The sequence below is a fragment of the Flavobacterium sp. HJJ genome, assembly GCF_015351475.1.
Taxonomy (GTDB): domain Bacteria; phylum Bacteroidota; class Bacteroidia; order Flavobacteriales; family Flavobacteriaceae; genus Flavobacterium; species Flavobacterium marginilacus.
In genome coordinates, this window is record NZ_JADKPR010000033.1 from 16,916 (window position 1) to 30,581 (window position 13,666).

Annotated in this window: 13 protein-coding genes; 11 read left to right on the forward strand and 2 right to left on the reverse strand. The window is 37.1% G+C overall.

Annotated features, from left to right (window positions below; all coding sequences use genetic code 11):
* Positions 1 to 14 precede the first annotated feature (14 nt).
* On the reverse strand, positions 15 to 1,178 hold the full coding sequence (locus IRZ80_RS19130) for a glycosyltransferase family 2 protein (protein WP_194643674.1): 1,164 nt from the start codon (positions 1,176 to 1,178) through the stop codon (positions 15 to 17).
* A gap of 505 nt (positions 1,179 to 1,683) precedes the next feature.
* Here IRZ80_RS19130 and IRZ80_RS19135 point away from each other — a divergent pair.
* From IRZ80_RS19135 to IRZ80_RS19160, 6 genes are all read left to right on the forward strand, one after another.
* Positions 1,684 to 2,640, forward strand: a complete 957-nt coding sequence (locus tag IRZ80_RS19135; RefSeq protein ID WP_194643676.1) for a T9SS C-terminal target domain-containing protein — start codon at positions 1,684 to 1,686, stop codon at positions 2,638 to 2,640.
* Between the two features lie 146 nt (positions 2,641 to 2,786).
* A complete protein-coding gene (locus tag IRZ80_RS19140) occupies positions 2,787 to 4,649 on the forward strand; it encodes an ABC-F family ATP-binding cassette domain-containing protein (RefSeq protein WP_194643678.1) in 1,863 nt (620 codons plus the stop codon).
* A 151-nt stretch (positions 4,650 to 4,800) separates the two neighbouring features.
* Complete coding sequence (locus IRZ80_RS19145; protein WP_194643680.1) at positions 4,801 to 5,154, forward strand: lysozyme inhibitor LprI family protein; 354 nt, start codon at positions 4,801 to 4,803, stop codon at positions 5,152 to 5,154.
* Positions 5,155 to 5,331: 177 nt separating this feature from the next.
* On the forward strand, positions 5,332 to 5,889 hold the full coding sequence (locus tag IRZ80_RS19150) for a hypothetical protein (RefSeq protein ID WP_194643681.1): 558 nt from the start codon (positions 5,332 to 5,334) through the stop codon (positions 5,887 to 5,889).
* Positions 5,890 to 5,944: 55 nt separating this feature from the next.
* A complete protein-coding gene (locus tag IRZ80_RS19155; RefSeq protein WP_194643683.1) occupies positions 5,945 to 6,427 on the forward strand; it encodes an FKBP-type peptidyl-prolyl cis-trans isomerase in 483 nt (160 codons plus the stop codon).
* Between the two features lie 239 nt (positions 6,428 to 6,666).
* Complete coding sequence (locus IRZ80_RS19160; protein ID WP_228520960.1) at positions 6,667 to 7,905, forward strand: outer membrane protein assembly factor; 1,239 nt, start codon at positions 6,667 to 6,669, stop codon at positions 7,903 to 7,905.
* Positions 7,906 to 8,149: 244 nt separating this feature from the next.
* On the opposite strand, the gene IRZ80_RS19165 is transcribed toward IRZ80_RS19160, so the two are convergent.
* Positions 8,150 to 9,703 (reverse strand): SDR family NAD(P)-dependent oxidoreductase, encoded by a 1,554-nt coding sequence (locus IRZ80_RS19165; protein ID WP_410504276.1) that lies wholly within the window; start codon positions 9,701 to 9,703, stop codon positions 8,150 to 8,152.
* Between the two features lie 227 nt (positions 9,704 to 9,930).
* Here IRZ80_RS19165 and IRZ80_RS19170 point away from each other — a divergent pair, with 227 nt between their 5' ends.
* The 5 genes from IRZ80_RS19170 to IRZ80_RS19190 all read left to right on the forward strand — a co-directional run bounded on the left by IRZ80_RS19170 (position 9,931) and on the right by IRZ80_RS19190 (position 13,664).
* Entirely contained in the window at positions 9,931 to 10,710 is a 780-nt protein-coding gene (locus IRZ80_RS19170) for an O-methyltransferase (RefSeq protein WP_194643686.1), read from the forward strand.
* Between the two features lie 24 nt (positions 10,711 to 10,734).
* Positions 10,735 to 11,364 carry a carbonic anhydrase gene (locus IRZ80_RS19175; RefSeq protein WP_194643689.1) on the forward strand — a complete coding sequence of 210 codons (630 nt, stop codon included), beginning with the start codon at positions 10,735 to 10,737 and terminating at the stop codon, positions 11,362 to 11,364.
* A gap of 529 nt (positions 11,365 to 11,893) precedes the next feature.
* Complete coding sequence (locus IRZ80_RS19180; protein ID WP_194643691.1) at positions 11,894 to 12,580, forward strand: ABC transporter ATP-binding protein; 687 nt, start codon at positions 11,894 to 11,896, stop codon at positions 12,578 to 12,580.
* Positions 12,581 to 12,697: 117 nt separating this feature from the next.
* Positions 12,698 to 13,267 carry a cob(I)yrinic acid a,c-diamide adenosyltransferase gene (locus IRZ80_RS19185; RefSeq protein ID WP_194643693.1) on the forward strand — a complete coding sequence of 190 codons (570 nt, stop codon included), beginning with the start codon at positions 12,698 to 12,700 and terminating at the stop codon, positions 13,265 to 13,267.
* Positions 13,268 to 13,442: 175 nt separating this feature from the next.
* Entirely contained in the window at positions 13,443 to 13,664 is a 222-nt protein-coding gene (locus tag IRZ80_RS19190) for a DUF2795 domain-containing protein (protein ID WP_007138072.1), read from the forward strand.
* Positions 13,665 to 13,666: the final 2 nt, after the last annotated feature.

Here is a 13,666-nt window from a genome sequence, read left to right on the forward strand (position 1 = left end):
CACTAAATATAATTTTATTTAAATTTTTCAATTTCTCCCCTTCCATTAGAAGAATCACTCCCAATACAAAAATTAGTGCCTTTTGGTATGATTCTAAAGATAACTCCTTTATTAACATATCTTTCGTGAATCTCAATACACTCCTTAAAAGATACAAATTCATTATCCAAAACGATCTTCAACCCGTTTCTTATTGAATTTGATGACAAATTTACCTCTTTTTCTGCTTCCCAATCTAGAAAATCAACCTTTTTTTGAACGGCAGCAGTTATTATTTTCACTAATGTTTCAGAAGCTGACACCAATAAATAATTTTCAGCTTTAATTTTGGATTTAACCTGTCCCTGCATTCTTTTAATCAAAGAAAAAAATATAATTCCAATTTTCATAAATATTGAAAAAAGAAAAGAAACCTTAAAATGTTTTTTATAAAAAAACTCCATTGCTTCCTGGAAACGTTTCATATAAATTCCATCTTTAACTGTACTTTCTCCCTTATAATGTATTACAACTGTTTCATGGAAATAAAAATTACTTCTTCCCATTTGTAAAACTCTATAAGAAAGATCAATATCATCAGAATACATGAAACAATCTTCATCAAAGCCTCCAATTTCCTGATACAATTCTTTTTTAAGAAGCATAAAAGCCCCAACCAATATTTCTACTTCACCTGTTTCGTTTTCGGACAGATGCTGGGCATAATATTTATTAAAAAGCGATGATTTTGGAAATATTTTATACAACCCCATGATCTTGGTAAAAGCGACCCAAGGTGTCGGAATTCCTCGTTTGCTTTCCGGCAGAAAGTTTCCTGTGCCGTCAATAAGCTTTACACCCACGACCCCGAGTTTTTTTTGTTTTTGGGCAAATGCCAGTACTTTTTCAAATGTATCTTCGGCTACAACTGTATCTGGATTCAGAATGCAGATGTATTTTCCCTTAGCCTCAGCAGCACCTATATTATTACCTTTCGGAAAACCTACATTATGATTATTTTGAATGAGTTTGAGATTTGGGAAACGAGATTTTACCATCTCACAGCTGCCGTCTGAAGAATTATTGTCAACAACAATAATTTCGGAATCAATATTTATTAAAGCGCTTTCTACGCTTAATAAACACAGCTCCAAAAAATAGCGAACGTTATAATTAAGGATAATGACTGATAACTGCATTGGGCAAATATAAACTTAGGAATTTCAAAATACAAATACACAGCTACAATAGTTTCTAAAGCTTTTTGGGATTCTGATGGGTATTAAAAAACCATCAGTAACAGAATACAATCACTTTCAACAAAACACACAATTTTATAACTCCAAATTACAACAAATCTAACTTTATCGATATTGATATGGCACGCTGATTTCGCAGATTAAAATCGGGGGTGATTTCTCGCAAAGGCGCAAAGAACACAAGGAAAACTTTGCGCCTCTGCGCCTTTGCGAGAAAAATTTTAATCAACTTACATTATGAAAATTTCACAAAACCATAATAGCTCTTTAGCCCTGATCGAAGCGGAAATCCTTATATCCCGTCTCGTCCCAAAAGACGAGAGGGACATAAGATTACAGCGCAGAGCAGGAACCCATATTTCCCGAAAATGCCTAATCATTCGCTCCAAATCATTTTTATTTGGGAATTGTTTAATATCTTGCTTTTGAATTTCTTTTTGGACAAATGATACAAAAAATACTGTTGCTTTTCTTTTTGTTTGTGACCGGTTCCTACGCCCAAACCAAAGGGTGTACGGATCATTTTGCGAAAAATTTTGACCCAAATGCAACCGATAATGACGGAAGCTGTGTGTATGCTTCCGTAAAAGTGAAAGCGCAGTTCACCGAAAAAATAAGCGACACGATAAAGGAAACTTCGGGAGTGATAGCCTTTGACAATTTGCTTTGGACGCACAATGATGACGGCGACACGGCTATTTATGGACTGAGCACAAAAGGCAAAATCGAGAAAAAAGTTGTTTTCCCGAGGGTGAAAAACAATGACTGGGAGGAAATTTCGCAGGACAGCCTGTACCTGTACATAGGCGATTTTGGCAATAATTACAGGGGAAACCGGCAGGATTTACGGATTTTGAGAATCGAAAAGAAGTCGGTTTTGGACAATGCGCCCTTGGTGGACACCATTGCTTTTTCGTATGCAGACCAAACGGATTTTACGGTTCAAAAACCCAATACGACCAATTTTGACTGTGAGGCTTTTGTGGTTATGAAAGACAGTATTTATTTGTTTACCAAACAATGGTCGGACAGAAAAACGGGTGTTTACACCTTACCAAAAACTCCAGGGACACATATTGCCCAACTCAAGGAAACGCTGGATGTACACGGATTGGTTACCGGCGCAACGGCTTTGCCTGACGGGAAAGGTGTTGTTTTATGTGGCTATTCGCCAATGCTTCAGCCGTTTGTTTACTTGCTTTATGGTTATAAAAACAATGATTTTGCCAATGGAAACAAACGGAAAATTAAAATTGAGCTTCCGTTTCACCAAATCGAGGGAATTGCCACCGAAGACGGTTTGCTATTTTACCTGACGAACGAAGCAACGGTGAAAAAACCTTTTGTAAACACGCCACAGCAAATCCATACGATTGATTTGAGTCCGTTTTTGAAACCTTAGAAATACTGCTAATTTTATTATTACGCTAAAATTCACAAAGCAGACACAGAGGAACGCTAAGATTAAAGCTCCGTGAATCTTTGCGTAATTAACTCAACATACAACTTCCGTTTTAAAAACTTACTTTTGCAAAAAAAATTAGCCTTGTGAATTATTTATCAGTCGAAAATATATCTAAATCTTTTGGGGAGCGCACGCTTTTCAAAGATCTTTCCTTTGGGATTAACAAAGACCAAAAAATTGCTTTTATTGCCAAAAACGGTTCGGGAAAAACCACACTTATGAATATCCTCAACGGTTTTGACGAACCTGACACAGGACAAGTGGTGCTTCGAAAAAGCATCCGAATGGCGTTTTTGTCACAGGACAACAAACTGCAGGATGAACTGACGATTGAGGAAAGTATTTTCGCTTCAGACAATGAAAGCCTAAAAGTGATTGAGGCTTACGAAAAAGCATTAGAAAACCCTGAAGACGAGGAAGCTTACCAAAAAGCCTTCGACGCAATGGATCGTCACAACGCTTGGGATTTTGAAACGCAATACAAACAGATTTTGTTCAAACTGAAGCTGGAAGACTTCAAACTGAAAGTCAAAAGTCTTTCGGGAGGACAGAAAAAACGTTTGTCACTTGCCATCATTTTGATTAACCGTCCTGATTTGTTGATTCTTGATGAGCCGACAAACCACTTGGATCTAGAAATGATCGAATGGTTGGAAAGTTATTTTGCCAAAGAAAACATCACCCTGTTTATGGTAACGCACGACCGTTTCTTTTTGGAGCGCGTGTGCAACGAAATCATCGAACTCGATAATGGACAACTATACCAATACAAAGGAAATTATTCTTATTATTTGGAGAAAAAAGAAGAGCGAATTGCCTCCGAAAATGCAAGCGTGGACAAAGCCCAAAACCTATTCGTGAAAGAATTGGAATGGATGCGCCGTCAGCCGAAAGCGCGAACCACCAAATCGAAATCGCGTCAGGATGATTTTTATGTGATTAAGGAAAAAGCACAAAGTCGCCGTCGGGAAAATAAAGTGGAACTCGAGATCAATATGGAGCGAATGGGAAGCAAGATTATTGAGCTTCACAAACTTTCCAAAAAATTCAAAGACCGCGTTATTCTGGATAATTTCAGTTATGATTTTCAGCGTGGCGAACGCATCGGGATTATTGGTAAAAACGGAACTGGTAAATCTACTTTCCTGAATCTTTTGACCGGAACGATACCTCTTGACGGCGGAAAAGTAGTTGTGGGAGACACCATCAAAATAGGTTATTACACCCAAGCTGGTATTGACCCGAAACCCGGTCAACGCGTGATTGATGTCATCAAGGAATTTGGTGAATTTATTCCGCTGACGAAAGGAAAAATCATTTCAGCTTCGCAATTATTGGAACGTTTTCTTTTTGATGCCAAAAAACAATACGATTATGTCGAAAAATTGAGTGGTGGCGAATTGAAACGTTTGTATTTATGTACCGTTTTAATTCAGAACCCAAACTTTTTGATTCTGGATGAACCAACGAATGATTTGGACATTGTAACATTAAATGTTTTGGAAAGTTTCCTTTTGGATTATCCGGGATGTTTGGTAGTGGTTTCGCACGACCGTTATTTTATGGACAAAATCGTGGATCAGTTATTCGTTTTCAGAGGTCAGGGAGAGATTGAAACTTTCCCAGGAAATTACTCCGATTTCAGGGCGTACGAAGACAGCGCCGACGTTGCCCAAAAAGAGGAAAACAAAGCCGAAAAGAAAGACTGGAAACAAAACAATCCAACCGGAAACCTGACTTTCAACGAGCAAAAGGAATACCAAAAAATTGAGCGCGAAATCAAGGATTTGGAATTGGACAAAGCCAAAATCGAGCAATTATTTTCCGAAGGAAAAGTAGCCGATGCCGACATCGAAAAGAAAGCCAAAGAACTGGAAAACATCATCAAAAAAATTGAGAATAAAGAGGAACGATGGTTTGAACTGAGTGCGAAGATGGAAGGATAATTTTAGTATTCAATCTGCAGAATTTAGTATTCAGTTTTAAACAAAACTCAAATAAAAGCCACAACGGAATTTAATTCTGTTGTGGTTTTGTTTTTAATAATTGTTTGTAATCTTTTATTGCTATTTTAGCATTGTTTAAATTTAATTTCAAATGACAAAAAAACATTATTTCATCATTCCGTTCCTTTTATTCTTTTGCAACAATTCTTTTGCCCAAACACAGGGAGAAATGAATGCAACAGCAAATGCCAATTATAAAAAAGCAGATGCAGAACTGAATAAAGTTTACAAACAGCTTATGGCTATGCTAGATCAAAATGAGAAGCCACTATTGATTCAAGCAGAAAAAGATTGGGTAAAATTCCGCGATTCTCACTGCAAATTTGATGCTTCTCAATATGAAGGCGGAAGTATTCAGCCTTTGATATATTCCACATGTTTAGAAGAATTAACAAAGAAAAGAATTGCAGAAATTAAGGCTAGCATAAAAGATAGAGATAGATAAAATCCTCATTTAGAGTTAAAAAGTTATTTCTTAAAAATAATTTTCAAAAACCACAACAGAATCTAACTCCGTTGTGGCTTTTTTCTTTATGATAAAAGTCATTACCAATTTAAAGACAAAAATGTATTTTTGAAACAGTAACAATTACAGATCAAAATTACCTCTCAAACCTCATCCATGAAAAAAGCATTACTTCTTGTTTTTATTGCCTTTACGATGCAATTACAGGCCCAATCTACAAACGGAACAGACACAAATAGCAAATGGAATTTCGGAATCGAACTCGATGTTTTGCCCTACGCCACCGGAGGTTATTTTGGTGCGGGTTGGATCGGTAAGGACAAATGGCGCGGAAGAGCCCTTTTTGCAGATGTCAACAAACCCGATTTTGTGACCAAAGACGGTTTCTCAGACCACCACATAAAAGCGTACGCCGTTATTTTGGATCGTTTTTTAAAAGACAGCTGGAAAGGCTGGTGGATTGGCGGAGGACCCGTTTATTGGAAAAGTGATATTCAAAGTGACAGCAGTAACGCCACAAAAAACTTCGACAACTTTCTGCTAAACGGAAGTCTGGGTTATAATTTCACCATCTACAAAAATATCTATGTTTCACCCTGGGCAGGCTTGAGCCTAAAAGCTGGCGGCAGCGATGAATTTATTCTGGACAATAAAGAATATAATCTTCCTCTGCTAAATCCAGAAGCTTCAATAAAATTTGGAATTTTCTTTTAGCATAAATCATTTTCGGTTTTGCTATATTTGCGTCCTAAAAAATTAACACATTTCTATGAAACATTTATTAGCAGCCCTAGCGGTCTTGACTCTTGTCATTTCCTGTAAAAACAAAGAAGAAGAAAAAGCAGCACCTGTAAAACAAGAAACCGTTGATGTTGCTGCCAAAAACGAAAAAGAAATCACCGATTACATTGCCAAAAATAATTTGAAGGCTGAAAAAACCGAATCTGGTTTGTATTATGTAATTAACGAGCCAGGAACAGGAACACAGCCTACTGCTGCGTCGAATGTGACTGTAGCCTACAAAGGTTCTTTTATCGATGGAACTGTTTTTGACCAAAGTGGTCCTGAAGGAATTTCTTTTGGTTTAGACCAGGTAATAAAAGGATGGACAGAAGGTATTCCTCTTTTGAAAACAGGCGGCAGCGCTATTCTTTTGATACCTTCACATTTGGGATACGGAGATAATACAATGGGACCAATTCCTGGAGGTTCGGCTCTTATTTTTGAAGTAAAACTGATTGCCGTAAACTAATAAATCCTATAAAACTACAGCAAAAGCCACAACCGAATCTAATTCTATTGTGGCTTTTGTTATTCATGCCTTAACATAAACGCGGATATCTATTGATAATAATAAAATACTTTTATTGTAAGAGTTAAACCTAAATGTGAAATTTTGTTTAGTTTTATGTTTTGCTAAAAATTATAAATCATGCAATTAAACTATTTCTTGGATAAATTCCAGTCTTAATTATGTCTTTTATAAGTAATATGAAATCGATATTTTTTATCATTTTGTTTCTTTTTCTTTCTCAAACCGCTTTTTCACAGGAAACGAATAAAGAAGGTGATAAACTTTACCCTTTACGCACTATTATCGATTTATTCACCAAAGAAGATACTTTAAAAATTAGCAAACCCGATTCCAAAAATCACTTAATCGCATTTCCTACTTTGGGTTATCAGCCCGCAAATGGATTTACACTGGGATTTATAAGCCAATTCAGTTTTAAGCTAAAACCCGAAAATAAAATTTCATTACTTTCCGGCGGTGCATCCTACAGCACCAAAAAACAGATCCTGACGTATTTAAAAAACAATATGTACGTCAATAATGACCGGCTGTTCTTTAGCGGTGACTTTCGTTATTATGTTTTTTCCCAGGCCAATTATGGTTTAGGAACTGACATTATCCCTTGGGGAGCCGAATTTCAGGACTTTGACTACAATGCCATAAAACAGCCCATGAATTACAACTATTTTAAGTTTCATGAAACGGCGTCCTACACTGTTTTCCCTTCATTTTTCATCGGTGCAGGAATTCATTTTGACAGCTATAGCAATATTGTGGACAAAAATTTAGATGCTGCCAATCAGAAATACACTTACCACTATACCTATTCCAAAAAACACGGCTTCAGTGATAGGAATTATGCTGTCAATGGCGTAAGCATCAATTTTATATACGACACCAGAGACAACCTGATAAACACAAACAATGGCTTGTACTTGAATATGAATTACCGTTACAATCCTCAAACTGATCTCAACAAACACCAAAGCGGTACTATGTTACTCGAAAGCCGTTATTTCATCCCCATCAGCAGAACCAACAAACAGCATGTTTTAGGTTTTTGGGCATACGGCCAGTTCTTAGCACATGGCCAATTGCCTTATCTGAATCTTCCTGCCATAGGCTGGGACCAGAACAGCCGAAGCGGAAAAGGCTACATTCAGGGTCTTTTTAGAGGTACAAACCTGATGTATTTTGAAAGCGAATACCGTTTCCCGATTACCAAAAACCAAATGATAAGCGGTACCATATTTGCCAATGCCACCACCACCAGCGATGCAGACAGAAACCTAAAACTGGGAGAATACATCCAGCCTGCCGTGGGAGTTGGGTTAAGAATCCTGCTCGACAAAAACACGCTGACCAATTTTATCGTCAATTACGGATTGGGACGCGATTCACACACTTTCTATTTTAATGACGGCGAAGGGTTCTAAATCATAAATCAGCCAAGCCACTGCAGTATTTTTATTATGGCGTGTCCCAAGGGCCGGGCTGTACGTTCCCGCTTCCCGATGAAAAATCGGGAGAGCTCCACTGCCATCCCTCACGCAAAAGTGCAAACATTCGGCTTTAGTTCAGAAACAGAAATTTTCAATAAAAAAATCTGCAAAAATCTGCGTGCTATTTATTTCACTCAGATTTAGCAGATAAATCAATTTATTTAAAAAAAGGAGCTCTCTACCAAGCAATCGGACGGTAATCTTTCAAAAATTTTCCGCACCAATGTTTTCCGGTATTAATCCCGTCAAACAAAGGATCCATAACCCGCGCAGCGCCGTCAACAATATCCAATGGCGGCTGAAAATCCTGTTCTTCTTGTTTCCGCTTAGCCAGTTCTGCCGGGTCTTCGTCTGTTACCCAGCCAGTGTCTACGGCATTCATAAAAATCCCGTCCTTCGCAAGAGTACCAGCAGCTGTGTGCGTGAGCATATTCAGCGCGGCTTTGGCCATATTCGTATGCGGATGGCGGTCTTCCTTGAAATCACGGTAAAACTTCCCTTCCATCGCCGAAACGTTAATGATATGTTTTTTTCCTGTATTGTCTTTCTTCATCACCTCCGAAAGACGGTTACACAATACAAAAGGCGCAACCGAATTGACCAATTGTACTTCAATCATCTCTGTGGTTTCAATTTGGCCTAATTTTAATCGCCAGCTGTTTACTTTTCGCAAATCAACCTGCTGCAAATCGGCATCAAGTTCTCCTTCTGGAAAAACTTCCTGAGCAACTAATGCATTATCAAATGAATAAGGAATCTGCGACAATTTGGCGGAAGCCCGCAGACCAATTCCTGGTTCAGGACCATGCCAGGTTACCGGCATATTCTGATTGGAAGAAGCTCCCGAAGTCAGCACTTTTAATTCATCGAGACAATTGGTATGATCCAGTAATAATTCCTGCGCATCTTGTGGCAAAGAACCAATCGGAAGTTCTTCATTTTCCATCAAATGCGTATAAAAACCAGCAGGACGTCTCACCGTCTGTGCTGCATTATTAATCAGAATATCCAGTCGCCCGTATTTCTGTTCTATAAAATTGCAGAAGATCTCCACACTCGGAATATGACGCAGATCCAATCCGTGAATTTTCAGGCGGTGTCCCCATTCCATAAAATCATCTTCTTTGGAAAACCGCAAAGCGGAATCTACGGGGAAACGGGTCGTAGCAATTACCGTTGCTCCTCCCCGCAAAAGCATCAGTGTGATATGATAACCAATTTTTAGGCGAGAACCTGTAATTACTGCAATCTGCCCTTTTACATCGGCTGTCTGAAAACGTTTGGCATAGTTAAAATCACCACAATCCGTACACATCGTGTCGTAAAAATGATGCATTTTGGTAAATTCCGTTTTGCATACATAACATTTTCTGGGTGTTTCCAGCTCTAATTGCTCTTTATTGGCAAGATCATTCATGCCCAACAATTTGGGAGCCACAAATACACTGGCTTCGCGAGCCGAACGAATTCCGGTTTCCTTGCGGGCCGTTCTGTCCCTCTTTTCCTGTTTGCGTTTGGCAACAGCCTTTCCGTCTTTTTTCCTCCGGATTAACTCATCGCGATCCGGACGGGCAAATTGACCTGCCACTTTGATTAAAGCAGTACGCTGTTCTTTCGGGATTTCAAAAATCTGATCGGTATCAGTATTTAATTCAGTCAAAACAGCAATGCATTGGTTAATTTCTTCCAATGTTATTGCAATTTTAGGTTCGATTGCTTCCTTCGTCATCATAAAAATTCATTGCGGTTCCCAGGTAATTTACAAGGGCGCAAAGATAGTTTTAATACATGAATTTCACGAATTAAAAAGCATATCGAAAAATTAGAACACGAATTTCACGCATTAGCATAAATTAAAATCTCAAAAATAATTTGTGAAATCTGTGTTTGTTTAAATAAAATTCGTGTCAATTCTTGAAATTCGTGTTTGTTTAAAATTCTCTGAGTATCTTTGTTGCTATGCTTTTTCAGATCAAATCCTATCTCAAATTCCTTTGGCATTCCAAGAATGAACATGCCGTACATTCGCCATTTGTTTTTTCTTTATTGACCAAATGTTTTTATGACAAGAAACCAAAACCCGAATATGAAGTTTTAAAAGAATATAGAAATTCGCTTTTGCAGAATAAAAACACTATCGAAGTAACTGATTTTGGGGCAGGTTCACGGGTTTTTAAATCTAATGCCAGACAGATTGCCCAAATAGCAAAAACTGCTGGTATTTCTGCAAAGCGAGCACAGTTATTATATCGAATAATTAATTATTTCCAGCCCGAAACTATATTGGAAATTGGAACTTCACTAGGGCTTGCCACTTCTGCCCTGTCTTTGGGAAATCCGCAAGCGTCTATTACAACATTAGAAGGCTGTCCAAATACAATGGCAATTGCAAAAAATCAATTTAAACAATTTGGTTTAAACAGTATAAATTCTGTGGTAACCAAATTCAATAATTATTTAGGTGATTTTCAACTTTCGGCTTTCGACTTTCGACTTATCTACTTTGACGGAAATCATTCCAAAAAAGCGACATTAGAATACTTTGAATTATTATTGCCAACAATAACCAATGAAACCGTCTGGATTTTTGATGACATTCACTGGTCTGCCGAAATGGAAGGAGCTTGGGAAATTATAATCAATCATCCAAAGGTTACCGTAAGCATTGATACTTTTCAATGGGGACTGGTATTTTTCAGGTACGAGCAGCCCAAACAGCATTTCATAATACGAACCTAGCTTTATACTTTAAAAAATCACTTCATGGATATCAAACAAATTTTTGAAAACAACCAAAATTGGATAATTAAACAGCTCCAGATCGACGAAGATTATTTTAAAAAACTAGGAAAAGGACAATCACCCGAATTTCTCTACATCGGCTGTTCGGACAGCCGTGTATCTGCCGAAGAGCTTATGGGACTGGAACCAGGAGAAGTTTTTGTGCACCGGAATATTGCCAACATGGTTCCAAATACTGACTTGAATTCTATGTCGGTTATCAATTATGCAGTTGTTCATTTAAAAGTAAATCATATTGTAGTCTGCGGGCATTATGGCTGTGGCGGTGTTCATGCGGCCATGCAGCAATCCGATTTGGGAATACTGAATCCTTGGCTGCGAAATATTAGAGATGTTTACCGAATCCATAGAAGAACCCTTGATGCCATTACGGATGACGAAGAAAAATACAAAAAACTGGTAGAGCTAAACGTTCAGGAACAATGCATCAATGTCATTAAAACTGCCGAAGTTCAAAAAGCATTTAGAGATCGAGAATTAAAAGTATATGGGTGGATTTTTGATATACATAACGGACAATTAATTGACTTAAACATTGATTTTACCGAAATATTAAAGAATATAACCCAGATTTATAAAATATCGGACTAATTGTATTTTATAAAATAAGCATTCAAAGTATTCAATCAAAAAAAAGACAGTCACCCCCATGACTGTCTTTTTATTAAAAATAACTTAACCTCTCAACCTTATTGCTAAATTTAACTATGCTAATAGTCAAAAAGTACTGGCGGCTATTATCAAAAATTTGAATTCTTAATAACTAGCACACAAAACTTAAAACTTTTATGACGTAAATCTACAATATAAAAATCAAAACAGGCTAAAAAATATCGTTAAAATTAATTAAAAAATCGTTAAAATACGTTTTTTATAAATTTTAATCATTATTTACCTACTTAATTTATATTTGAATTACAGAAATAAGTACTCTGATTTATGAAATTGTAATATCGATTTCTATTGTGCTTAGTCAATAATATTACATTCAATAAACTGTAACAAAAAGCGATCAAATGCTACTTATAATAAATTAAAAAGTCTTTTGTACTTTTAAAAACAAAATCAATAATCTGCACACGAGCCCTTGGGACGAACTGGCAAAGCAATCTAAATTCTAATGAAAAACCCGCTTATAAAAATTACAAATATCAAAAGAGATTTTGTACTAGGAAACGAAATCGTTTATGTATTAAAAGGTATTGATCTTGAAATTAATAAGGGGGAATACGTAGCCTTAATGGGACCTTCAGGATCAGGAAAATCTACATTAATGAATTTATTGGGATGCTTAGACACACCAACATCCGGCAGCTATATTTTGAATGGAAAAGATGTCAGCCACATGAAAGATGATGAATTGGCCGAAATTAGAAATAAAGAAATTGGCTTTGTTTTCCAGACATTCAATCTTTTGCCAAGAACAACTGCTCTTGATAATGTAGCATTGCCGATGATTTATGCAGGCCACTCAAAATCCGAACGGACTGTACGCGCCACCGAAGTTCTTCACCAAGTAAATCTAGGAGACAGAATGGATCACCAGCCCAATCAATTATCGGGAGGACAGCGTCAGCGTGTTGCGATAGCGCGGGCATTAGTCAACAAACCTTCTATTATACTTGCTGATGAGCCAACAGGAAATCTTGACAGCAAAACTTCATTGGAAATCATGAAGCTTTTTGGTGACATTCATGCTCAGGGAAACACTGTTATATTAGTAACTCACGAAGAAGAAATTGCTGCTTATGCACACAGGGTCATCCGCTTAAGAGACGGTCTTATTGAAAGTGACACAACTAAATAGTGTATTTGTTGAATTGTTAAATCGTTTATTCGTTGAATTGATTGAGCAACTAAAGAATTGAAAGATTAAACGGTTTAACGATTTCCGATTAAACAACTAACCGATTAAACAGCAAAAATGAAAGTATACACAAAAACCGGAGACGGCGGAACAACTGCTCTTTTTGGCGGTACACGTGTACCAAAAGACCACGCCCGCATTGAAAGTTACGGAACCGTTGACGAATTAAATTCCTATATCGGGCTTATTCGCGATCAGGAAATAAACAGCCATTACAAAGATGTGTTAATTGAAATACAGGACAGGCTTTTTACCATTGGTGCAATTCTGGCTACTCCGCCGGAAAAAGAAATCATGAAAAACGGAGAACTCCGCTTAAAAAAACTTGGAATAACCGAACCTGACATCGAATTTTTAGAGAAAGAGATAGACACAATGGAAGAAGTGCTCCCGCCAATGACTCATTTCGTTTTACCAGGCGGACATCAAACAGTGTCATATTGTCATATAACAAGATGCGTTTGCCGGCGTGCCGAACGTTTAGCGGTACATTTAAGTCATAATGAGCCAGTTGCCGAAATAGCAATTAAATACTTAAACCGACTTTCTGACTATCTTTTTGTATTGGCACGAAAGTTGTCATTTGATTTAAACGCTGAAGAAGTAAAATGGATACCTAGGAAATAGGATTTCAGACTGAAAATTAACAATTTTTGATATTAAATTTAAAATCAAAAATCGTTAGTGATAAATCAAAAATCAGCAATCGTTAATACGTTCTTAACTTTACAAAAAATAAATCGTTTTTTACTTGTCTTTTTCAGTAAAAAATTTATTTTTGCACAAAACTAAATCGATAGATATGTATTGGACATTAGAATTAGCATCATATTTAAGCGATGCACCGTGGCCTGCGAACAAAGACGAACTTATTGACTACGCTATTAGAGCCGGTGCTCCATTAGAAGTGGTAGAAAACCTTCAATCAATTGAGGATGAAGGCGAGATATATGAATCAATGGAAGAAATTTGGCCAGATTATCCAACTGACGAAGATTATCTTTGGAACGAGGATGAATATTAAAA

What these genes read in the sequence shown, in the direction of transcription:
- IRZ80_RS19165 (WP_410504276.1), bottom strand. Translation starts at nt 9,703, where the DNA reads ATGATGACGAAGGAAGCAATCGAACCTAAAATTGCAATAACATTGGAA.
- IRZ80_RS19150 (WP_194643681.1), top strand. Translation starts at nt 5,332, where the DNA reads ATGAAAAAAGCATTACTTCTTGTTTTTATTGCCTTTACGATGCAATTA.
- IRZ80_RS19170 (WP_194643686.1), top strand. Translation starts at nt 9,931, where the DNA reads ATGCTTTTTCAGATCAAATCCTATCTCAAATTCCTTTGGCATTCCAAG.
- IRZ80_RS19185 (WP_194643693.1), top strand. Translation starts at nt 12,698, where the DNA reads ATGAAAGTATACACAAAAACCGGAGACGGCGGAACAACTGCTCTTTTT.
- IRZ80_RS19155 (WP_194643683.1), top strand. Translation starts at nt 5,945, where the DNA reads ATGAAACATTTATTAGCAGCCCTAGCGGTCTTGACTCTTGTCATTTCC.
- IRZ80_RS19130 (WP_194643674.1), bottom strand. Translation starts at nt 1,178, where the DNA reads ATGCAGTTATCAGTCATTATCCTTAATTATAACGTTCGCTATTTTTTG.
- IRZ80_RS19145 (WP_194643680.1), top strand. Translation starts at nt 4,801, where the DNA reads ATGACAAAAAAACATTATTTCATCATTCCGTTCCTTTTATTCTTTTGC.
- IRZ80_RS19175 (WP_194643689.1), top strand. Translation starts at nt 10,735, where the DNA reads ATGGATATCAAACAAATTTTTGAAAACAACCAAAATTGGATAATTAAA.
- IRZ80_RS19190 (WP_007138072.1), top strand. Translation starts at nt 13,443, where the DNA reads ATGTATTGGACATTAGAATTAGCATCATATTTAAGCGATGCACCGTGG.
- IRZ80_RS19160 (WP_228520960.1), top strand. Translation starts at nt 6,667, where the DNA reads ATGAAATCGATATTTTTTATCATTTTGTTTCTTTTTCTTTCTCAAACC.
- IRZ80_RS19180 (WP_194643691.1), top strand. Translation starts at nt 11,894, where the DNA reads ATGAAAAACCCGCTTATAAAAATTACAAATATCAAAAGAGATTTTGTA.
- IRZ80_RS19135 (WP_194643676.1), top strand. Translation starts at nt 1,684, where the DNA reads ATGATACAAAAAATACTGTTGCTTTTCTTTTTGTTTGTGACCGGTTCC.